This window comes from Paenibacillus sp. IHBB 10380 (assembly GCF_000949425.1).
Taxonomy (GTDB): domain Bacteria; phylum Bacillota; class Bacilli; order Paenibacillales; family Paenibacillaceae; genus Paenibacillus_AQ.
The window spans coordinates 3578136-3600698 of sequence record NZ_CP010976.1; the positions used below are offsets into that span (position 1 = coordinate 3578136).

The following is a 22563-nucleotide window of genomic DNA, read 5'->3' on the forward strand; positions in this document are numbered from 1 at the left end:
TACACCTTATTTACGTTCAATCACAATATATTGATCATCTGCATTCAAATTATAGGTTGCTCCTAAAGCCTCTGTAATGAAGCGTAAGGGAACGTAAGCCTCCCTATCCACAATAGTAACAGGTTGAGCCAGTGTCACGGATGCACCATTCACAAGCGCCTGTTTCGAGTTATGTTTAAGGACAATCTTTGAGCCCGTTAAATCTTCCGTTATTGTAGTCGTCTTAGATGCTCCGTCCCACTCTAATTGCGCATCTAGTTGTTCAGCAACATATCTGAGAGGTACCATCGTTGTATTCTTGATACTAAATGCCAATGCATAATATCCATAATCATCATCGTTGTCATCAGCATAATTTACAGTATCTAGGGTGATATACTTGTGGCCAATGCCCATGTCTTCTTTTAGAAAACGGTAGACCTCCGACTTTTGGTCAAAGTTACGAAGAGTCTTTCCTGGTGTCATCCCCATCATATCGTTCAAGTCTAGCTCCATTACCCCTTTACTTGTATCAACCTTATTCACGGTAACGGGTTCATTCACATGCCAGATTTCACTTGTAGAATGGATCTTAAATTGTTTAATCGGCATACCTTCCACATCAGGAATTTGTACCGTTAAATCCATATTCTGTTTACGAATATTTAATTTACTATCCACCATGACATCCATTGAGAGTACCGTGTCTTTACCAAATAACTCATTCAGTTCCGGAGTCTCTGTAAACAAATCCTGAACTTCCTTATCATAATCCACAAGCAACTTATCCAATGATTTCTGTAATTGGTTTGCTAAGTAAATCACGGTAGCTTCCTTATCTTGAATGATGCTCTCCAAGGTACCAAAGGTAGCTGATTCCTTGTACTCACTATAATATCCTTCGTAATCATCAGCATACATTGGAATCAAAGTTTCGATGATCGGATAGTACACATCATACAATGTACCGATTAGCTCTTTCACGCCTTCTTTATCCTTAGATACACTTGTCAGGAATGACTTCACTAGTCCTACTAATTCATCGCCGTGAATTTCCATATGCAATTTTTGAAGATTAACCGCTTCACCGTTCACCTTCTCATTTACAGAAGCAACAGAGATTTTTGCTGGATTAGCCACATTTTTGAAGAAGAACTTGCCTACATCTTTCATTAATGCAAGTGACTTCTCATTAGACAACTCTAGCTCAGACAAATCTGCTCCCTCAATAGCATCAAGTGAAATGGATAGTGGTTGTTTAGCTCCCTCAACCCATAGCAATATAGTCTTCTTATCCATAGAGAGATGGAAAGGAAGCTTGATGCCATCCAAGCTGATTGCGCCTTCAACAGATCCTGTCGAGGAATCTTGCGTAATCGCATGATCAATACTGATAGAGAATGAGTTCAATAAATCAATCATTTTTTTGTCTTCTTTACTGAGATCTGAACTCGTAGGCACAATCTCAAGCGACATTGTTTGTTTAGACTCGGATGATTTAACAGTAAGACTGTCTACCAAAGCCTTGTTAATGTCCAATCCTCCAACTGCTTGACATCCTGCTAACACAACTAACAAGAATGCCATGGATATAGCTAAACCTATCTTAAAACGCTTCATCACATTACCCTCCCCAAGTGGACACTAAAAATGTCTATTTCCCAATTATGCCAGCGGGAGTGGATGTATGTAAAGGTAAATTTTCTCACTACATTATATAAATTATATCTTCTGGCTCTGATTAGCTTGGATGGAATATAATTTGATCTCCATTATTCATAAATGTCAAGTGACCTATTCCTCTAATTGTCAGCTTCACGGGGAAGAACAAGGCTTGTTTATTCGAAAAAAGCCATCTTCTCCCCTGCTTCACGACAATAATTAAACCATTCTCATTACCAAGGGGAGTAAAGTGCTCATCATCCTGTTTCCAATTCGCAATTCCTATATCGTTCATATCACGTACAAATGGTACGACTTCAGGGACCACGATTCCTATTTCACTAATACATAACAAATCTACCTTCATCTTAAAAGGACGTTCTATTGCGTTATCTAGTGAATGGCGGGCGATAAGTTCTACAATATTACCCGAAGGATCATAGAAATAAATAGAGTGTGAATTCCACTCTGGACAATCATATTCTATCTTGTTTGCTTCCTCCGCCAGTGGAATATGATCAGCCATCCAAGCCCGAGCTTCTTCCAACGTATTGTGCGGGATATTCATTGTAAAATGATAAAAAGGATTCTCATGCAACTGTTCATGCTGTTCAAATATAAGTAGGGATTGTCCCACTCTAACCGTAAAGGCATGATCATCACTACCTTCACAGTCACACTGCATAATATCAGTATAAAATGCCTTGGTTTCTTCTAATCGGTTCGTACATAGTGTTATTGTATCAATATGCATGCCATTCAACCTTTGCTATATACTCATTGCTTGGGGGTCATCTGGAATATGCCCTGATTTATTAATTTTTGTGGATAGGTAACGACGATTATAATCACTAATATCTCCCCACAACGAGACATGGTCAATAGCTGAGAGCCCATTCTCACGTAATGCCTTCAGTTTCTTAGGATTATTCGTGATCAGTGTAACAGGGGACTTACGAAGTGTCCTCAATACCCCAATTGCTTCATCATAAGAACGAACATCATCTTCGAAACCTAGAGCATTGTTGGCTTCTACTGTATCATAGCCCTCCTGCTGTAAAATATATGCCAATGATTTAGAGAACAACCCGATACCTCTACCTTCATGATTAGCTAAATAAAATAGAGCACCACTTCCTTGTTCCACAATCATTCTCATGGACTGGTGAAGCTGAAATCCACAGTCACAGCGCTTGCTACCAAAAATATCACCCGTATGACATATGCTATGCATCCGTACTAACGCTTTATCTGAGTGCTCAAAATCACCATATACAAGTACAGAGGATTGTTGATATTCCGCAAGGTTCGCATGCACCAGTTCATTCAGAATATCTTCCTTCGCACTGGACTTACCATTTAGGTTCAGCCATGTATACCATTTGAAATGTACAACCTCTTCATCTAATTGCACTGGAAGTTCTATGGGACCGACAAGGCATAAATCTTGACCTTTCGGATTCGTTATAACATTCATTTTATGAGATAAAAGATTTAATACTTCCGTTGTAATCATATCTATCCTCTACCTCTTTTCTAAACATTTAATAATAATGGTTATCAGTTACTTTATGTAAGTTAGTATATAATCATTATTTGTGTATGTCAAGTAACTAACTTTTTATTCATTACTATATATTTAAAAGTAGTTTAAGGTTATACTATACACATAAAGAGGTGAATGCTATGAATCCATCTGAACTATGTCCTCGATTTGAGAAGGGGATGGAGATTATTAACCGACGCTGGACTGGGTTTATTATTTATAAGCTGTTGTCAGGACCGCAGCGTTTCTCTGCGATCGAGACCTCTATTCCCATTAGCGGCAGACTTTTATCAGAAAGATTAAAGGATTTAGAACAAAGTGGAGTCGTGAAAAGAGAGGTTTTTCCAGAGACTCCTGTACGTATAGAGTACTCCTTGACAGAAAAGGGACGTGCTCTGGAGCCTATCCTTCGAGGAATTGAGCAATGGTCTCAAGCATGGGTAACGATTGATCATGAGTCTAAAGATGACATCGTAGATAGATAAGATGAATACAAGGATCAACGAGGTTCGTCGTCCAAAAGGACAGCCATTCGTTTACCGATGAAATATGGTTGAAAGTTTATACTTTCTAATAATATAAATAGAAGGTACCTACTTAATGCAGATGCCTTCTATTTATATCATTTACTTAACTTCTTACCAACAATGACTAAATCACGCTCTACACCATCAAGTACAGCTACATTTGGAAGGAGTCCCCATTGAATGAAACCATACTTAGTGAGGAGCTTCAGACTCGCTTCATTATGCCCGAATACGAATCCTACTAAATTGGTAATGCCAAGTCTTGGGCATTCAATCATGGCTTTATCCAGCAATATACTACCCACGCCAGCTCCACGATACTCGTCAGCCACATAGATACTAATTTCAGCAGTACCATTATAAGCAGGTCTTCCATAAAAGGATTGAAAACTCATCCAGCCGATCATATGATCACCGTTCTTCATCACCCACAGTGGTCTATGATAGTCATTATGTTCATGAAACCATGTCAATCTGCTGTCCACAGTGACTGGTTCTAAATCAGCTGTGACCACTCTTCCTGATATAGTTGAATTGTAGATAGCAATGATTTCACTTAAATCTTCAATTTGGGCATAATCTATCGTATATTCTTGTAGTCTCAACATTTTCTCCTCCGATATTTAAATAATATATACTCAACTCTAAAATCAGTGCTTGAACAAGTGTAATACTTCGGTAGATATTTTCAGATGAAGATGGACTTATAGTCCAACCTGCTGTTCGCTCCATATCCACAGCTTCTCGGCTTCCTGCATGTTCATTGCACGTGGTTTGAGGGGCTGTATTTCTTTTTTATAATAATACTCACCACTCACTTCGCTCAGCTCAGAAGCTGTAGCTAAATAAATGCCTGTCTCAGCGCCTTGCTCCGGTGTTAAGAAGAAAGGTCTGAGCAGCCTATGTACACTTTTGCCAAACCCCGTCTGACGATCCACGCCAAGACTCGTTCCTACTGCACCTGGGTGTAAACAATTCGCAGTAACATTTGTACCTTTCAGCCTCACAGCTAGCTGTTTGGTGAACAAAATATTAGCCAGCTTCGACCTAGCATACCCCTTCGCCACATTATAACCTCGCTCCAACGTGAGATCTTCAAAATGAATTTTCCCTACTTTGTATACACCAGAAGATACATTCACCACTCTACCCTGCTTAGCCGCTTGAAGTGGACCTAAGAGAAGATTTGTAAGGAGAAAATGCCCTAGATGATTAACTCCAAGTTGCATTTCAAACCCATCCACCGTTAATTGACGTTTCAAAGAGACAACCCCTGCGTTGTTAATCAATACATCTAAAATTGGGTACTTGGCTTCAAATTCAACAGCTAATCGGCGAATACTACCTAGATCGCCTAAATCACATAACATCAGCTCAATCCGCTTCGAGCCACTCTGTCTAATCGTCTCTTCCATAGCCTTTCTACCACGTTCTGCATTTCTGCACACCATAATAACATGAGCACCTCGTCGTGCCAATTCTACTGACGTCGAAAGCCCCATTCCTGAGTTGGCTCCGGTTACTAGGACTATTTTATCATGCATATTGTTATCTTCCTCCCTTACTGATCTTCGATATATGATTTTAGTTGACTTCATTATATAGAAGAAGCTACACGACATCACTTGATTTTTCTTTTTATCGATTAGAAGTCTATAATATAAAAATAACACTTATAGAAGGTGGAACAAATTGCTGAGCTAGCAGCTCAAAATCTTGCAAATACGAATACGAATTAAGAAAGGATATACAATCTTATGAATGAACGATTAACACAACTTGACTCAACCATGCAGCAACAAGGCTTAGATAGCCTGCTGATTACAGATCCCAAGCACGTCTATTACTTAACAGGATTCGCCAGTGATCCACATGAACGATTCTTAGGATTAACCCTTACTCGCGGGGAAGAGCCTGTATTAATCGTGCCAGCACTTGATGAAGAGGCCGCACATGCCGCTTCTTCTGTTCAACATATTGTAAGCCACACCGATACAGATAACCCATACTTACTCCTTCAGCAACATTTGAAGGGGAGCATCCACTCACTAGGAATCGAGAAAGATCAACTTACTGTTGCTAAATTTGAGCTACTACAGCGGTTTCTTCAAGTTCAAAGCTATCAAGATGTTGGTCCTTTGCTTCGAGATATTAGAGTGCTGAAAACACCCGAAGAATTGGTGCGGATGAAACACGCTATTCATCTCATTGAAGAAGTACTCCGTCAAGGTCTGACACAAGTCAAAGTAGGCGTGACCGAAATCGAGCTCGTTGCTGAATTAGAGTATTTGATGAAAAAACTTGGCGCAGATGGCCCTTCTTTTCAAACGATGGTCCTCTCTGGACCTAATACGGCTCTACCGCATGGCTCGGCCGGAACACGTAAAATTCAGGATGGCGATCTATTGATGTTCGATATGGGTGTATTTGCGAATGGTTATGCTTCAGATATTACGCGTACATTCGCTATAGGGGATATTAGCCAAGAACTAACCACTATTTATAACACCGTACTAGAAGCAAATCTTCAAGGAATTCAAGCCATTAAACCAGGTGTAACCTTAGCCTCCATTGACCAAGCAGCACGCAACGTCATTAATCTTGCAGGTTATGGTCCACAGTTCATGCATCGGCTCGGACACGGACTTGGAATGGATGTTCATGAATATCCTTCCGTTCATGGAAGCAACCAAGATCTTGTACAAGCCGGAATGGTATTCACGGTAGAGCCTGGAGTGTATGTGTCAGGGCTTGGCGGCGTACGGATCGAAGATGATATTGTGGTTACTAAAGAGGGCGTAGAAGTATTAACCTCATTCCCTAAAGAACTGACTGTTATAGGCTAGCTGTAATTAGAGAGTCTCCCGCACATAGTCAATCTTCAGTGGAGACGCTCTCCAGATAAGACATAGACTAATATACAGGAATGGCCGACCCAGGAGATGATCCTTGGTCGGCCATTTTGTATAACTTATAAGACACCCACTAACTTACTTATCTTCAGCAAACTTAAAGTTCCGCGCAACATATAGAAAAGGTGTTCCTACAGCCGTCAATACGAACTTGATGAGATATGTGGTGATTAGAATCTCAAACCATATATTCCATTCATATTCACCCGCAAAAGCAATCGTGCAGAAGATTAACGTATCCACAAAGGAGCTAATCATGGTACTGACATTATTCCGAATCCAGAATTGCCCCTTCGTGGGATAATATTTACGAATCCAGCTATACAGCCTCACATCAAGGAATTGACTGATGAAGTAAGCTGTAAGGCTAGCTATAGCTAATCGCGGCATAAGCCCAAATATTTGCTTGAGCGAAGTCTGAGCCATATCTCCCTCTTGCGGTGTAAAGACAAGTGCCATCTGCATGATGACCGTTGTCATTAGCAGGGTAAAGAATCCGAACCATACCGCCTTACGGGCTTCTTCACGACCATACTTCTCATTAAGCAGATCACTGGTCATATAAAGACTGACATACATCGTATTGCCGAGCGTCATGACAATTCCGAACATATCAATCGTCTTCGTGACTTGAATATTAGCAATGACCGTAGCTACACCGATCCAGGCATACAGCCCTTTTTTGCCAAATAGACGGTAACACAATACAAAAAGCGAAAAATTTACGAGCACATAAATGATGCCCCATATGAAATTAAACATGAATAATCCTCCTAGTTTTGATTACGCGGGATGGTTACGAACCGCGGATTGATCACCCCAAAGCGACCAAAACATGTATCACTCTATCACAGAAATGATTCGTTGGCTAGACTGTAACAGAAAAAGGGGCTGTCTCATAAGTAGATTAATTTTCTTATGAGACACTCACTTTTCTAAAAAAGAGACTGATGTCCAAAAAAAGAAGGTCAAGGTAGTTATTCTTGACCTTCTTTTTTGTATTTTTGTTCCATTGCGGCTTGCTTCAGTAGATTATGGGCGAGAGAAAGCCACCCGACCTCAAGGTTAACTTTTTGTAAACCTCGTAGCAGAAAACGCCGGAATCCCCGGTTATTCTTTATTTGTCCAAACACACTTTCAGGTTCCGTCATTCGACGTACAGAAAGTGCATACCCTTCTTCGCTTTGCAAGATTTCCCGTGCCTCATTCTTGTGGCGAAGATATTCTATACTCACTTTCACTTCCCGATTTCCTGGCGCCTTCGTGCAGGCAGCTTTCAGTGGACAGCCTGCGCAACTTGCGCTTCGGTAGTGCCGGTGGCGAATCTCATAACCGCTTTCTGTGATCTCCTTGCTCTCGTAACGAAAATGAAGTATCTGACCTGCCTTACACGTCCAAGTATCTTCGCCTTTATCGTATGTCCAATTGTCGATTTTTCCGATATTCGTCTTCCATGCCTTGCTTTTCTCTTTGTGGTACGTGTTGTATTTGACGACAGCATCAACCTCTTCAGCTTCTAAATAGGCGTAGTTTTCTTCTCCGCCATACCCTGCATCAGCAATGACTGTCTTTGGTAGAACGCCTAATGTGGCTTTTATCTTCTCCAAATGTGGTTTCAGACAACGCGTATCCGTTGGTCTTTGGTGAATACTGTATCCCACAATAAATTGATTTTCTGTCCCGATCTGTACGTTGTATCCGGGTTTCAACTGTCCGTTCCGCATGTGGTCTTCTTTCATCCGCATGAACGTCGCGTCCGGATCCGTTTTGCTGAAACTGTTGCGACTGCCGAGCGTTTCCTGATATCTTTCGTACTTTTGCAGACGAGGGAGCAGATCTTTGCGAAGCGTTCGCACCGCTCTTTTCAGCGGCTTATCTTTTGGACTTTCCAGAAGTCGATTTTCAAGTTGTTGAACGGTTGTCTCTAGCTTATGACTTGTAAGCTCATCTTGCTCACCTAGCTCTGCAAGATCCTGACCTTTATATTCCTGATCTTCATGTTTCTGCGTTTCTTCGATGGCAGCAAACAGGGTCTGTACTTTCTCCTGAAGCTTGGCCTTATGTTTGACGACAGCTTTGCCCCAAACAAATGTGTAGCGATTCGCATTGGCTTCGATCTTAGTGCCATCCACAAAGTAGTGTTCCAACGAAACGTACTTTTCTTCGATGAGAAACTGAAGTACGGCAGTGAATACAGATTCAAGCACGTCTTTCATGCGCTCAGAACGAAAGCGGTTGATGGTGCGGAAGTCCGGGCGTTGTCGTCCGGCTAACCACATCAAAGGAATTTGTTCCCGAATACCTTTGGCGATTAGGCGAGAAGAGTACATGCGCTGAGTGTATGCATAAATGATAACTTTAGTGAGCATTTTGGGGTGATAACTATCCCTGCCGCCGCCAGAGTAAGCAACGTCAAAAATAGAGTCATCCAGCTGATTTACAGCGGTATTTACAAGACGAACGAGGTGATTTGGAGGAATGTCTTCTTCCAAATCCATTGGCAGATAAAGTTGGTCCATGGTATATTGAATGTACAAAGAAATCGCTCCTTTTGAATGGTTGCTGGTACTTCCATTTTATCAAAAAGAGCGATTTCTTTGTGTTGTTGTGGATGAGAAAAGTTGACAATTTATGCTCAAAATAGCGCAGAGGACGGAACGATTTCGGAAAAGCGGTAGCGGTCGCCTTGGTCTCCTAATTTCAACCGCTGAGCGGTTTCAAACCAGAAATTTGGAGACCACAGCGATTGGAGAAACGATCCGTTCGCGGAGCGTCTCTCAGAACATCTAACTTTCGCCTTCAAAAAACAAATGGGGTGTCCCTAGCCATTTTCACGACTTATGGGACAGCCCCTTTTCACGTATTCGATGATTTCAGACCCACTTGCTTAAGCTTGTGCGGTATCTAAATCTATATTTCGTTCATTGTATACTTTGGTATCATTCTCTTTTAATATTTTGCTGGAAATAAGACCTGAAGTCATGGAATCATTCACATTCAGTGCTGTACGTCCCATATCAATTAGAGGTTCCACAGAGATCAGTAGACCCGCTAATGCAACTGGTAGGCCCATCGTAGAAAGGACAATCAACGATGCGAAGGTTGCACCACCCCCGACTCCTGCGACACCGAAGGAGCTAATAACGACAACAAGAATCAATTTCAGAATGAAATCCCAGCTCGTTGGATCAATACCTACTGTTGGAGCAATCATCACAGCGAGCATGGCTGGATAAATTCCGGCACAACCATTCTGACCAATCGTAGCCCCAAAGGTAGCTGACAGATTCGCGATTCCTGTTGATACTCCAAGTTTCTTCGTTTGAGTCTCCACATTAAGTGGAATGGCAGCTGCGCTAGAGCGTGAAGTGAATGCGAATGTCAGCGTAGGCAGTACTTTTCTAAGATATATCAGTGGGTTGAACCCGAACAGTGCAAGCAATACTAAATGAATAATAAACATAACAATCAAAGCGACATAAGAAGCGATTACGAAGTTAAACAGCTTTAATATTTCTTCTACATTCGTCGTAGCGATCGTCTTGGTGATCAACGCCAATATACCGTAAGGAGTCAGTCTTAACACAAGTGTAACCATTCGCATAACAACAGCATACACCGCATCGATCATATCGCGGAAGGTTTGAGCTTGCTTTGGTTTTTTACGATCTAGTCCAAGAACAGCTACACCGATAAAGGCTGAGAAAATAACGACAGCAAGCGTAGATGAACGGCGGGCCCCCGTCATATCCTCAAATGGATTGCTCGGAATAAACTCAAGTATTTGCTGCGGAATCGATTTGTCTTCCACATCGCCAAGTCTCTCCTCTAATTTCAAGCCCTGTGCCTGTTCTCTGTCACCGCTCTGAATCTCAATAGCCTGTAAATTAAAGCTCAGCGTGGTGATAATACTAACAGATGCTGCAATCGCAGTTGTAATAAGGAGAACCGCAATAATAGAAATACTCATTTTCCCAAGATTCTGAACACCATTCAAATTCATGATCGCTGAAATAATTGACACCATGATTAGCGGGATCACGATCATTTGGAGCAATCCAACGTAACCGTAGCCTACCAAGTTGAACCATTCCGTGGACTTACCTATAACATAGGAGTCCGGTTTGAAGCAGAATTGCAGAATGACTCCAAATACGATTCCTAACCCTAATCCTGTAAATACACGCTTAGTGAAGGAAATACGCTTCTTCTGCATCCATACCAGTAACCCAATCAGTACCAGCATGACTACGATATTAATGATAATCCATAAGGTATTCATTATGAATCTTCCCCCTAAATAAAATATATAATTTCATATAACATGTCAGAGCTTTAAGTCGATTCATATCATAACACATAACCTAGTATTTAGGTAGGTTTAATTAAAATACATGAAATTTATGTAATTTTTTTTCTAACACACTTTAGATTTGTAGAAATTCCTCCAAAAATAGATGTAACATATGACTTTTCATTTTCCAAATAATTCTGTAGACTAGTAGTTTAGTTACTTTCTCCTACCTACAGCCTCTATCCTTATTCCTATGTATGCTGAGGTGCCTCCTCACATTCGTAAAAATTTAGGATATAGTCTGTGATATGAAAGAACTAAATTAGAGAAATAATTATGGTTAAGGAGATGGTCAGGCCTATGTTTCGAATTTCGTATTCTATAGGACGTAAGTTTATGCTCACTGTTTTTGCGGTATTGTTGTTATCTTCTTTGCTATTCAGCATATCTTTTTACATCATCTCTATGGATATCTTTAAAGACCATGTCTTGCCTGAAATCGATAAAAATCTTAAGGTGAGCTCTCAGGGTACATACAAAAATTTAGACTCCTCTCAAGCACTTCAAACACAGCAAGGTAATGAGGGGTCCATGTCCACTATCTCATATTATTTCCAACAACAGGTTGAAATATATGGCCTAGACAATATCTATCTAGCTGATATAAAAGACGACAAAGCCATCGTTCTAGCTGCGAATAGTAAATCAGACATTAAAGTGCAACAACCTATTGAGATTCAACAAGCTATGAGAGATGCTATTAAAGGTTCCGAATCTTCAAGTGATGTATACAGCAATCAATATGGAACATTCAAGACTACATATATGCCTTTGGCAGGAAGTACGATGGTGCTTGCCATTAACATGAATGCAGACTTTGTTACACATGAAACGCAAAATATATTTTGGATTTGTATCGTGATTACCCTCATAGTCATGATTCTAGGGCAGAGTATTGCCTACTTTATTGGCCGCCGTATTACACGTCCTATCACACAACTTGCAGCCCATAGTAATCTTTTGGCACAGGGTGATTTACAACAAGATATTGCCGTTAAAGGACATGACGAAGTATCTCAACTGGCTACAAGCTTCCAAACGATGACGCACAATCTAAAAGAAATGATCGAACATGTTCAGCAAACTTCTGTGGAAGTACTGAATGGTTCAGATGAGTTGATTAAACATGCAGAAACAATGAAGGTAATGGTTGGAACTTCAGATTCAGCTCTCAAGGAAATTGATCAAGGGAGCGAGAATATCGCTATCTCTTCAAGAGAAAATTCCAAAGCGATGAATGAGATTACGCAAGGTATTATGCATATTGCCACTTCATCTAGTGAGGTATCAGAACAAGTTGCTCAAGCTTCCAATGAAGCCATCAATGGTAACTCACTAGCTCAACATGCCGTAGAGCAAATGCAGCAGCTTGAACAAACATCTTTGGATTCACTTGAATCATTCCGTACAATGAATCAGCGTTCTCAAGTCATTGGACAAGTGGTGACTGCCATCTCAGAGATTACCACACAGATTCAAATGCTGTCACTAAATGCATCTATTGAAGCCGCAAGAGCTGGCGAGCATGGTCGTGGCTTTGCCGTTGTTGCAGGGGAAGTTCGAAAATTAGCAGAGCAGTCCCGTACCGCAACGCAGCAAATTGAAGAGCATTTATTAATGATTCAGAATGACACTGAAAATTCAGTGAGTACGATGAATCGTGTAAACCAAGAGATCCGTTCAGGTACAGATTTAGTTCAGAACGCTGGAAATGCCTTCAATCAATTGATGACACTCATTCAAAATGTAAATGAGACTATACAGTCCGTATCTGCAGCAACTCAACAAGTATCTGCTGGTGCCGAGGAAGTTAGTGCTTCTGTTGAAGAGGCGGCGTTGATTACATCAAGATCACGTGACAGTATGAGCGAAATTTCCACGACAAGTCATTTACAACTCGTTGAAATGGATGGACACCGCACAACGGTCATGAGACTTCATGAGCATGCGACTCAGCTTCAGAAAGCAATAGAGCAGTTCAAAATATAAAATTAGATATACAAAAAGGGTGTCTCTTCAGGTTATACAGACCTGAGAGGCACCCTTTTATATTACCTTTATGAAGACCTTCCCAATGTTTTACTTATGGATACCCATTATCGAATACACAGCCTTCATATCAACATGGCTACGAACGATATCCGCGACACGGTCAAATTCCTGCTCCTTGCGTGCACTAGTGCTGAAAGTCCGACCTACTGGCGAGAGCCCTTTGTCCACACGAAGACGATTAAGCCAAGCACCTCGGAAAGAGTCATTATGGAATATTCCATGCAGATATGTGCCCCATTTACTCCCGTCAGGTGTTCCCCAGCCTTCACTCTCAACTTGCCCATTTAAACGCTGAAGATGAAATAAGGGCACGGCCTGACCGCGTTCCATGCATACCGTTTCACCCATGTGAATCTCATAACCCTCCACGGCAATAGCCCTACTGTACGCTTCCATGAATAATGCATGTTCTGGAGCAAGGCTTCCTTTTACACGCACCGTTGTTTTCTCCTTCAGAAAAGTAGTCGATACAGGAAGATAGCTAAGCCCTTCCGCGCTACGAGGTTCACCTGCCTCCACTGCATACGGATCATGCAACTCTTCACCAAGCATTTGGTACCCACCGCATATGCCCACGATCTGTGTTGCATTCATCTGTATCGCACGCTCTATGGCCTCTTCAAATCCCTGATTACGAAGATACTCTAAATCTCCGATCGTATCTTTCGTACCAGGTAAAATTATGACATCAGGATGTCCAAGCTCGTCTACTGTTCTCACATAGCGGAGTGCTACATCTTGTTCCTCTCTTAATGGATCAAAGTCCGTAAAGTTAGAGATACGTGGATATTGAATGACGGCAATATCGATGTCATGATTATCGTTATTAAGCATACGTAGTGCTTCAAGGGCAACAGAATCCTCAGCCTCAATCTTTATTTCTTCAATAAAAGGAAGCACACCGAGCACCGGAATCCCCGTCCGTTCCGTTAGCCATTCCAATCCGGGTTCCAGTAAAGATACGTCTCCTCTGAATTTATTGATAATAAATCCTTTCACTCTATCACGCTCATGTGGCTCAAGTAACTCTAAAGTTCCAACTATAAAAGCAAATACTCCTCCACGATCAATATCTGCGATTAGGATCACTGGGGCATCTGCCCAACCTGCCAAATTCATATTGACAATATCATTGTTTTTGAGATTGATTTCTGCCGGACTTCCTGCACCCTCCATCACCACGATGTCATATTGCTCACGCAAACGTCCTAGCGCATCCATCACCATGTCTTTAGCTTTCGTCAAAAACAGACTACGATAATCTGAAGCACTCATCGTCTGTAAGGGAGACCCATGGACTACAATCTGTGAATGCATATCCTTAATGGGTTTGATCAGAATAGGATTCATATCCGTCGTAGCTTGAATTCCACATGCCTCAGCCTGTACCCCTTGCGCGCGGCCGATCTCTTTACCATCCTGCGTCACATAAGAATTGAGAGCCATATTTTGTGACTTATATGGAGCCGTAAGATAGCCATCTTGAGTGAAAATACGGCACAATGCCGTAGTGATGACGCTCTTCCCCACGTCTGAGGCTGTTCCCTGCATCATCAGCACTGTAGCTTGTTTACTACCTTCAGGTTTATTTGACTCTGTGTTCTGCATATTCTCCACTTCCTATATGTGATAATGTAACATTACAAGCAGTAGCAGCATAACCACTTCTAAAAATTCATTGAGTGCCCCGTAGGTATCTCCAGTTAATCCTTCTAACTTCGCGATCATCCGCTTGACCATCCATACACCTGTCATCCATGCGATAAGTGGAAGTAAGATCCAACCTATGAATGAAGTCGTCCATAGATGGTCTCCTGTCCCAATCAACGGAAGCACGATTGCTGCAATGCCTGACAACAGAATCGCCCACAACAAAGTCAAACGTGATTGCCCTTGAGCTAATCCTTTGAAATTCGCAGCTAGACCCTCCTTACCGCGCGCAGTCGGCCAAGCCGACATCGCGTACACCATAAACCAACGACTCCAAATCATAGGTAACAACAGAAGACCCGAGTAACTTCTATCAATAAGAAGGGAATAAATTAACGAAACCTTTAGCATAAGAAGTAACACACACGCCAGAACACCCATCGCTCCGACCCGACTATCCTTCATGATCTCTAGCATTTGATCACGGGAACGGTAACTTAGAAGCCCATCCGCTGTATCCATCCAGCCATCCAAATGCAGTCCACCTGTCACTCCAACCCATAATAGAAGAGTCAAGACAGCGGCCGGAAGTGGAGGAAGTAATAAGGAGAATACCGCAGCACCTAACCATACGAACAAGCCGATAACTGCACCGACGAGTGGATAGAATTTCACACTTTGACGAAACAACTCAGGCGAATAATCAAGATTCCCACGTACGGGGAACCGAGTTAGAAATTGAAAAGCGGCCGTAGCCGCTTGCCCCTGTCTGCTCATAACTTATACTCCAAGCTCTTCAGTTCTATTGGAATCCCTACCGTAACTAAAAATACCTGTGAGCAAATGCGAGCCATTGCCTGATTCATAAACCCAGCAAGATCACGGTACAGTCTCCCAAGCGGATATTCCGGCACGATGCCATCGCCCACTTCATTCGTTACGAGAATGATATGTCCTGGATAAGACGCCACTTGTTCTACGAGCCTCTGTATTTCATCTTTCACCTTCTGGGCCACATCCTGCTGTTCATCTATAGACAACAATACATTGGTTAACCATATTGTGAGACAATCCACCATGATCGTTGGAGCCTTATCACCATTAGAACGATCAATATTTCCCCATTCTTGAAGAAGCTCAGGAAGGCGGATTGGTTCTTCCACTGTTGTCCAAGTATAGTCTGCTTGACTGCGCTCCATCGTATGAAGTGCAATCCGCTCCCTCATCTCATCATCGTAAGCTTGCGCCGTAGCGATATAGATCGCCTCAGGCGCTAATGTCATGCACAGCTTCTCAGCGAAAGTACTCTTCCCACTGCGTGCACCCCCAGTTACGAGAATACTCATCCCCTATTCTCCTGTGTTCCTGATGAAATTCCAGCACTCTCGAAGGTAGCCATTTCACTTACAATTTTACAGGCTGCATCAATAAGATGTAGGCAGATCACTCCACCGGTTCCTTCACCAATTCGCATATCTAAATGTAAGGCAGGACTTAAATTTAGTTGTTCAAGAAGCAAACGATGTCCCTGTTCATGAGAAACATGAGACACGATCATATATTCAGATGCTATGGGTGAGATTCTCTGAGCTATCAAGGCCGCCGCACTAGAAATGAAGCCATCAATAACAACTGGGCAACGATGAGCCGCGGCTCCTAGAATAACACCTACAAGCCCTCCAATCTCAAGCCCACCTACCTTGGCAAGCACATCCAGAGGATCTGATGCATCCGGCGAGTTAACACGAAGTGCTTGCTCTACTACATTTATCTTATGTAACAGCTTCGCATCATCCAACCCTGTTCCTCGTCCGACAGCGTCTTGTACTTCTATGTTCGAAAGAGCACACATCACAGCAGCACTTGCTGTCGTATTACCAATCCCCATTTCTCCCGTTACGAATAGACGAACGCCTCGTTGAACAGCTTCTTGTACAACTTGAACTCCTGTGAGAATGGACTGAATTGCTTCATCATGTGTCATGGCTGGACCTTTAGCCATATTTGCCGTACCATAACGGACCTTTCGACTTAGAAGGTTAGGATGAGACAAATCACTCATAACACCTATATCCACACATGCCACTTCAGCATCTGCATGACGGGCAAGTACATTAACAGCGGCTCCACCCGCTAGGAAATTAAGAATCATCTGTGGCGTCACTTCCTGTGGGAAGGCACTAACGCCCTCTTCACATACCCCATGGTCTGCTGCCATAATAATAACTTCGCGTTTCGTGAACGTTGGCTTCACTTCACCTGTAATTCCCGCAAGTTGAACAGCTAATTTCTCTAGCTTCCCTAAACTACCGGGAGGCACAGTCAAATTGGCAATATGTGCTTGTGCTGCTACCATAGCTTCCGTATCTAGTTGACTTATTACACCAATTTTTTCCATGAAATCATATTTCATCATTCATCATCCTCCAATTAATTTCGTAATATTGTTATATCCAAAATCAAAATCAGTGTTTAAAAAAGTAACGCTGTTAATAGAAGACCGCTACGATGACAGATTGTTCGTAACATCACTGTATATTCCATCGTTCACTTTAGCTTGCGACGAGTAAGAAGCACTTGAGGGACTTCAATATCAGGATGAGTCACAATGACAGGATCTACCTCATACACATCTCGAATGTTGCTGGCAGTAAGTATGTCCTGAGGTGTACCCATTCCTGCAACTTGACCATCTTCTAACACCAACAGCTTGTCACAGAATTGCGCAGCTAAATTCAGGTCATGTAACACAGCAATGACTGTAATACCTGAACTAGCACGCCAGTCCGCCACTAGCTCCATAAATTGAAGTTGATAATGAATATCCAGATATGTAGTAGGTTCATCAAGTAACAGTATTTGCGGCTCCTGCGCCATCACCTTGCCTAGTGCCACTCGCTGTCTTTGTCCTCCACTTAATTCAGCAACGGAACGATCCGAAAGCTCCAGCAACTCTAATTTTGCCATAATCCCCTCAACAAGAATATCAACATTGTCACCTTGATCGCGACCTAGCCAATCCTGAAAAGGAAATCTCCCCATCTCCAGCACATCCCGAACGGGGTAATCCATTGCTGGTAGTCCATCCTGCTCCAGCACCGCCATCATCTGAGAAAGAACTTTACGACTATAGCTTTTAATATCCTTACCTTTGATAGTAATGTTACCCGAGGTGGCTATCTCCACACCTGATAACATCTGTAACAATGTCGATTTACCGCTCCCATTAGGACCAATAATCCCCCACCATTCACCTTCCTGCACAGTCCAATTTACATCTTGAAGTGCCATAAAGCCACCATAACTCTTCTCTACACGATTCACTTGAATCATAGCATTGTTCCTTTCCACATTGCGTATCCCCTACTCCTCATTATAAGTGGAACAAGAACTCATTTCATCCCTTCGAACAATAATCCTCATCCTCGCAACAAGCTGCGGGGAATTTGACGCACTAAAATTAAAAAAAAGCTCAGGTTGTCGAGGCATCCTCATTAACCTGAGCGTGAATAGAGTCATGTAATTATACTATTTGATTAAATCAACAGCTTCTTGCGAAAGCCAAGTCTTACCGCCAATTAATAATGTAAGCGTATTAAGCTTTATCGTCTTACCATCGATTAATGCGATATTTTTATCTAGCGGCAGTTTCAATGTTTGATTCCCTTTTTTTACAACGATAACTGGATTCTCTTTATTCGCATAATCAATTTTGACCGTTGCACCTTTAGCGATAAAGGCAGCACCGGATACATATAATGTTTTTTCTAAGGCTGGCACATCAAGGCCCGAAACATGCTGTATATATTTCCCTATATCCGAATTCATAATAACTCCGCTTCCCATAAAATCAGTAGGTTTGAAGTTTCTCGGGTGATAAGCGAATATACCGACTTCATCAGTCGTGTGGTCTTCCGTCGAAAAAGATACGCCAATTCTCTCTCCGATCATATGTCCAATTACGGGAGAGAGATTATCCTTCAGCCCTACTTTGACGGCTGCCACCTCTTCTTTGGTCAGATCCGTAAGTCCATACTCTTCTTTCAGCACTTTCTTCATATTGGATTCGTTAATTGAACCCTCTATGCCATAGCTAGTATGTTTAACGCCTTTTAAAGCCGATCTCAGATCGTTCATTGTATCATAATTTGTCATATTCAGACCGCCTGTGGCATGATCTGAGGTAGATACGACAACCGTATTGCCATCTTTTTCTGCGAATTCGACCGCCACTTTAAAAGCTTTATCAAAAGCTAAAATTTCGCTTATCATACCAATCGGGTCATTGTCATGACCAAACCAGTCAATTTGGCTCGCTTCCACCATCATGAAAAATCCATTCTCGTTGGTGGCTAGTTTGTCGATAGCTACTTTTGTCATTTCAGCTAGGTTCGGCTGTTCCTTTGGATTAAGGTCAAAATCAGCGTCTAACGCTTCCGATTGAAAAAGACCCCAAATTTTATTCGTTTTCGATTTTAATAACTCATTTTTGTTGGTCACATACTCATAACCGTTAGTCTTTAAAACTTTTGTAAGATCTTCGCCATCTTTTCTATTGTTGTCTTTCTTACCAGGTACAAGGTAGTCTGAACCCCCACCAAGCAATACGTCGACCCCATCATATACCATTTGTTCGGCAATAGACCCCGCAAATTCCCGACTGGCGGCATGACTAGCAAACACAGCAGGTGTAGCATCCGTAAGCTCACATGTAAATACCAATCCCGTTCCTTTTCCCTCGAGTCTAGCCGCTTCAAGTATCGTAGGAAGGGGTTTATTCGCCTCGTTCAGCTTCGTTGGCTCTATGAATGGCATAGTGATCTTATCCGGAAGAATCGAAACCGTTTCGCTCTTAATTTTATGCCCTGTAGCTAAGGCTGTGGCACCTGCAGCGGAATCCGTAGTTAGAGAATCGGCAGAGTAGGTTCTTGACAATCCGGTAAAGTATTTATCTATGAAGAGCGGTTCCCCTCCTTGATACCACCTAGCCAAATTAACACCGTTCAGACTCATTCCGTCCGTAACAAATAGAATAACATTCTTCACAGCATGATCCCCGGCACTCGCATTACTACCATAAGAAACACTGCCGCCAGCAAAAACGCTACATAAAAGCATAAAACTAGAGATACCGCAGAATAACTTTCTTCCTTTCATATCCATGCCCCCTCTACCCTAATTATTGTGTGAATTAGTCTGTTCACCATATTAGACCATCACAGATAGAGTGTAGCGTAGGATGATAAGAATTTACTGTACTTATACGGTACAAAATACAATTTTTCTACAAATCTTGCTTTTAAATCATGATAGAAAAAGAATTGTGCTCGACTTTTATTTATCCATTCGTGCGTTAATTTTATTACGATATAACAAATAAGCAAAGAAAGGCGCCCCCACAAAAGCAGTAACTACACCCAGTGGAATTTCAGTCGGTGCAAGTAAGGAACGGGCAACCGTATCCGCCAACACCATGAATATTCCCCCACCGATCGCAGACAAGGGAACAATTAGCCTATAATCTGGGCCCACAATCAGCCGAATCATATGAGGAATAACTAGGCCGACAAATCCGATAATGCCAGAGACCGACACGGCAGCTGCTGTTAGTAGGGTAGACACTAACAAGACACCCATTTTGAGCCCTTCCACATGAAGTCCTAAATGAGCTGCTTGACGCTCTCCGAGTGATAACAAATTAAGTGACCTAGCTCGACTCCATATGAATATTAATCCGATTAATAAGTATGGGAAAAGGATGGCCGTATACGACCACCCTCGCAAGCTAAGACTTCCCATCGTCCAGAATAAAATTTCGTTAATGGTTTTGTTCGACATCGCTGACAGAAAGGATACAATCGCTCCCAGAAAAGATTGCATCACCACACCTGACAGAATCAGACGATTCGTAGGGATCTTCCCACCTTCTCTTGCTAGAGCCAATACACCCCACAACGTAATTACTCCTGCGACAAAAGCCACAAGAGGCAACGTCCATATACCAAATAGAGAATATTGGAGACCGAAAAAGATAAGAACAGACGCCCCAACAGCCGCACCTGAGGATACCCCAAGGGTATACGGATCGGCTAATGGATTCCTAAGAACACCCTGAAATCCAGAACCCGCTACAGCCAGTGCCGCTCCCACTAACATGCCTAGGATAATCCGAGGAAGTCGCACTTTGATCAATATTTGTTCAAAAGAGGGGCTCCAAGTAGGTGTCACAGCATCTCCAATCCATGGTAGCTGATGCACTAAAATCATAACGATATCTTTAATCGGTAGCTTTACTGAACCAATTCCGAGACAGATCAGTAAAGTTAGCACTAGCAGTATGATCCCTACTCCGCTATAACCCGCTAGCTTCTTGCTCATTATTTAAACAAGTCCGGATAGATAGCTTTTGCTACTTCTTTAAGCCCTGCCGTAGCTCTAGGCCCTGGACGGCTCAGCAAGTTATCATCCAATCCGAATATAGCTTCATTCTTCACAGCCGCTATTTGATCCCAACCACTGCGGCCTTTAATCATGTCATCCAGACCCTTTTTAGTCACATCATCAATGACATTCTTGGAATACAGAATGACATCAGGATTATCCTGTATAATCTTCTCTTCACTAATCTTATTCCAACCTACTGTATCGGAAGCTACGTTAATCCCACCCGCAAGAGTGATCAACTCATCCATAAATTCTCCCTTACCTACGGTCCAACCAGGGGAAAATTCTACATATACCTTCTTCTTTTGCTCGGGTGTAACAGATTTAACAGCTTCAATCACTTCATCACGTTCTTGTTTCATGTGATCCGTCACCACTTTAGCTTGTGCTTGATGATCCGTAATCTGGCCATATAATTCAATATTACTTAAGATATCATCTACTGTCTTGGGGTCTGTCTTAAAGATTCGAATTCCAAGATCACGTAGCTTCTTTACCGCTTCTTCGCTCATTGAAATACCTGTAAATACGATATCCGCTTCAGATGCAATAATAGCTTCCTCATTCGGCTTCATAACACCACCCATCTTAGGCTTGGACACCACAGCCTCCGGATAATCATCATAATCAGACACGCCTACAATTTCGTTATCAAGACCAATAGCGAATAGCGCCTCCGTCTCTGCAGGAGACACGGATACAATACGTTTAGGAGCCTCAGCGAAAGTGAAAGACTCTCCTGTTGAATCCTTTACGGTTAATGGATATACCGTTTTCAATTCCTCTGTTGCCTCTGGCTGTTCCGTAGTCGTTACAGGTTGCTCTACTGCTGGTGCATTCTGTGCTTGTTTGTTGTCTGCACCACATCCAGCAAGTGATAACGCTAGTACGAGTGCAAGTAGACCTGAGGTCCACAACTTCATTAATTTGTTCATAAGATTTCTGATCTCCCTTTCTATCTTGACTGGCTTATAACAACAAAAAAAACCTGATCCATTGTTCACAGAATCAGGGATTACGTCTACAAGACTTTATGTTGCTCATAAATGTCGAGAGTACTCTAGCTGGAGCTTTCACCCGTAAGTACTTATTTGCACACGTAACCCTTTCCACGAAGGACCGTCATTCTTCTCATAAGGCAGGTCTCCTGACTTACAGGTAAATCATATCCTAGCCTTCCCATTCTACCTTAGGGCAGAACAGTGACATATAAGGATATTCCCTGTTACACAGTGGCGGGACCGTACTGGATTTACACCAGCTTCCCTTTTAACCCGATTGAACAGCAAGTTAGAGAACTTACTCTCGGGACCTTAAGAATCAACAATATTAAATTTATTGTTTAAGCTACACATCTCTGTTGATTATAGGTGAAAAGCATAGCTGTTACAACCAAGTTTTTGTTGTTTCACCTTGTTGGTTCAATCTACTCGAGCA

Annotated in this window: 19 protein-coding genes and 1 riboswitch; of the genes, 3 read left to right on the forward strand and 16 right to left on the reverse strand. The window is 42.2% G+C overall.

The annotated features are described in order from the left end of the window. Positions 1–6: 6 nt before the first annotated feature. The 3 genes from UB51_RS16000 to UB51_RS16010 form a co-directional block, all read right to left on the reverse strand. On the reverse strand, positions 7–1599 hold the full coding sequence (locus UB51_RS16000) for a copper amine oxidase N-terminal domain-containing protein (RefSeq protein ID WP_044878162.1): 1593 nt from the start codon (positions 1597–1599) through the stop codon (positions 7–9). 121 nt (positions 1600–1720) lie between these two features. Then, positions 1721–2395, reverse strand: a complete 675-nt coding sequence (locus UB51_RS16005) for a VOC family protein (RefSeq protein WP_044878163.1) — start codon at positions 2393–2395, stop codon at positions 1721–1723. 15 nt (positions 2396–2410) lie between these two features. Then, positions 2411–3157 carry a GTP cyclohydrolase II gene (locus UB51_RS16010; protein ID WP_044878164.1) on the reverse strand — a complete coding sequence of 249 codons (747 nt, stop codon included), beginning with the start codon at positions 3155–3157 and terminating at the stop codon, positions 2411–2413. 170 nt (positions 3158–3327) lie between these two features. Here UB51_RS16010 and UB51_RS16015 point away from each other — a divergent pair, with 170 nt between their 5' ends. Continuing rightward, the gene (locus UB51_RS16015; RefSeq protein WP_044878165.1) at positions 3328–3672 is read left to right on the forward strand and encodes a winged helix-turn-helix transcriptional regulator; all 345 of its coding nucleotides are present in this window, start codon (positions 3328–3330) and stop codon (positions 3670–3672) included. Positions 3673–3809: 137 nt separating this feature from the next. Here the strand turns inward: UB51_RS16015 and UB51_RS16020 are convergent, their stop codons facing one another. Further along, the gene (locus UB51_RS16020) at positions 3810–4322 is read right to left on the reverse strand and encodes a GNAT family N-acetyltransferase (RefSeq protein WP_044878166.1); all 513 of its coding nucleotides are present in this window, start codon (positions 4320–4322) and stop codon (positions 3810–3812) included. 96 nt (positions 4323–4418) lie between these two features. Then, positions 4419–5258 (reverse strand): SDR family oxidoreductase, encoded by an 840-nt coding sequence (locus UB51_RS16025; RefSeq protein WP_044878167.1) that lies wholly within the window; start codon positions 5256–5258, stop codon positions 4419–4421. Between the two features lie 213 nt (positions 5259–5471). Between UB51_RS16025 and UB51_RS16030 the strand changes: the two genes are divergently transcribed. Beyond that, the gene (locus UB51_RS16030; protein ID WP_044878168.1) at positions 5472–6560 is read left to right on the forward strand and encodes a M24 family metallopeptidase; all 1089 of its coding nucleotides are present in this window, start codon (positions 5472–5474) and stop codon (positions 6558–6560) included. A 144-nt stretch (positions 6561–6704) separates the two neighbouring features. Here the strand turns inward: UB51_RS16030 and UB51_RS16035 are convergent, their stop codons facing one another. From UB51_RS16035 to UB51_RS16045, 3 genes are all read right to left on the reverse strand, one after another. Next, positions 6705–7388, reverse strand: a complete 684-nt coding sequence (locus UB51_RS16035) for a queuosine precursor transporter (protein WP_044878169.1) — start codon at positions 7386–7388, stop codon at positions 6705–6707. Between the two features lie 215 nt (positions 7389–7603). Further along, positions 7604–9163, reverse strand: coding sequence for an IS1182 family transposase (locus UB51_RS16040; RefSeq protein ID WP_044878170.1), 1560 nt, complete (start codon positions 9161–9163; stop codon positions 7604–7606). Positions 9164–9513: 350 nt separating this feature from the next. Further along, positions 9514–10908 (reverse strand): L-cystine transporter, encoded by a 1395-nt coding sequence (locus UB51_RS16045; protein ID WP_044878171.1) that lies wholly within the window; start codon positions 10906–10908, stop codon positions 9514–9516. A gap of 372 nt (positions 10909–11280) precedes the next feature. Between UB51_RS16045 and UB51_RS16050 the strand changes: the two genes are divergently transcribed. After that, entirely contained in the window at positions 11281–12969 is a 1689-nt protein-coding gene (locus UB51_RS16050) for a methyl-accepting chemotaxis protein (RefSeq protein WP_044878172.1), read from the forward strand. A 90-nt stretch (positions 12970–13059) separates the two neighbouring features. On the opposite strand, the gene UB51_RS16055 is transcribed toward UB51_RS16050, so the two are convergent. The 8 genes from UB51_RS16055 to UB51_RS16090 all read right to left on the reverse strand — a co-directional run bounded on the left by UB51_RS16055 (position 13060) and on the right by UB51_RS16090 (position 22061). Then, on the reverse strand, positions 13060–14640 hold the full coding sequence (locus tag UB51_RS16055) for a cobyric acid synthase (protein WP_044878173.1): 1581 nt from the start codon (positions 14638–14640) through the stop codon (positions 13060–13062). 12 nt (positions 14641–14652) lie between these two features. Continuing rightward, complete coding sequence (cobS, locus tag UB51_RS16060; protein ID WP_044878174.1) at positions 14653–15459, reverse strand: adenosylcobinamide-GDP ribazoletransferase; 807 nt, start codon at positions 15457–15459, stop codon at positions 14653–14655. After that, positions 15456–16028 (reverse strand): bifunctional adenosylcobinamide kinase/adenosylcobinamide-phosphate guanylyltransferase, encoded by a 573-nt coding sequence (gene cobU, locus UB51_RS16065; protein ID WP_044878175.1) that lies wholly within the window; start codon positions 16026–16028, stop codon positions 15456–15458. The genes cobS and cobU overlap by 4 nt, the downstream gene beginning before the upstream one ends. After that, a complete protein-coding gene (gene cobT, locus UB51_RS16070; RefSeq protein WP_044880208.1) occupies positions 16025–17095 on the reverse strand; it encodes a nicotinate-nucleotide--dimethylbenzimidazole phosphoribosyltransferase in 1071 nt (356 codons plus the stop codon). Before cobT ends, cobU begins: the two co-directional genes overlap by 4 nt. 134 nt (positions 17096–17229) lie before the next feature. Continuing rightward, positions 17230–18015 (reverse strand): ABC transporter ATP-binding protein, encoded by a 786-nt coding sequence (locus UB51_RS16075; protein ID WP_044880209.1) that lies wholly within the window; start codon positions 18013–18015, stop codon positions 17230–17232. A 195-nt stretch (positions 18016–18210) separates the two neighbouring features. Continuing rightward, positions 18211–19839: an alkaline phosphatase gene (locus UB51_RS16080; RefSeq protein WP_044878176.1), complete on the reverse strand. Its 1629-nt coding sequence runs from the start codon at positions 19837–19839 to the stop codon at positions 18211–18213. 177 nt (positions 19840–20016) lie between these two features. Then, positions 20017–21060 (reverse strand): FecCD family ABC transporter permease, encoded by a 1044-nt coding sequence (locus UB51_RS16085; RefSeq protein WP_044878177.1) that lies wholly within the window; start codon positions 21058–21060, stop codon positions 20017–20019. After that, positions 21060–22061, reverse strand: coding sequence for an ABC transporter substrate-binding protein (locus UB51_RS16090; protein WP_044878178.1), 1002 nt, complete (start codon positions 22059–22061; stop codon positions 21060–21062). The genes UB51_RS16085 and UB51_RS16090 overlap by 1 nt, the downstream gene beginning before the upstream one ends. 185 nt (positions 22062–22246) lie before the next feature. Continuing rightward, a riboswitch (cobalamin riboswitch) is annotated at positions 22247–22457 on the reverse strand. Between the last annotated feature and the right edge of the window lie 106 nt (positions 22458–22563).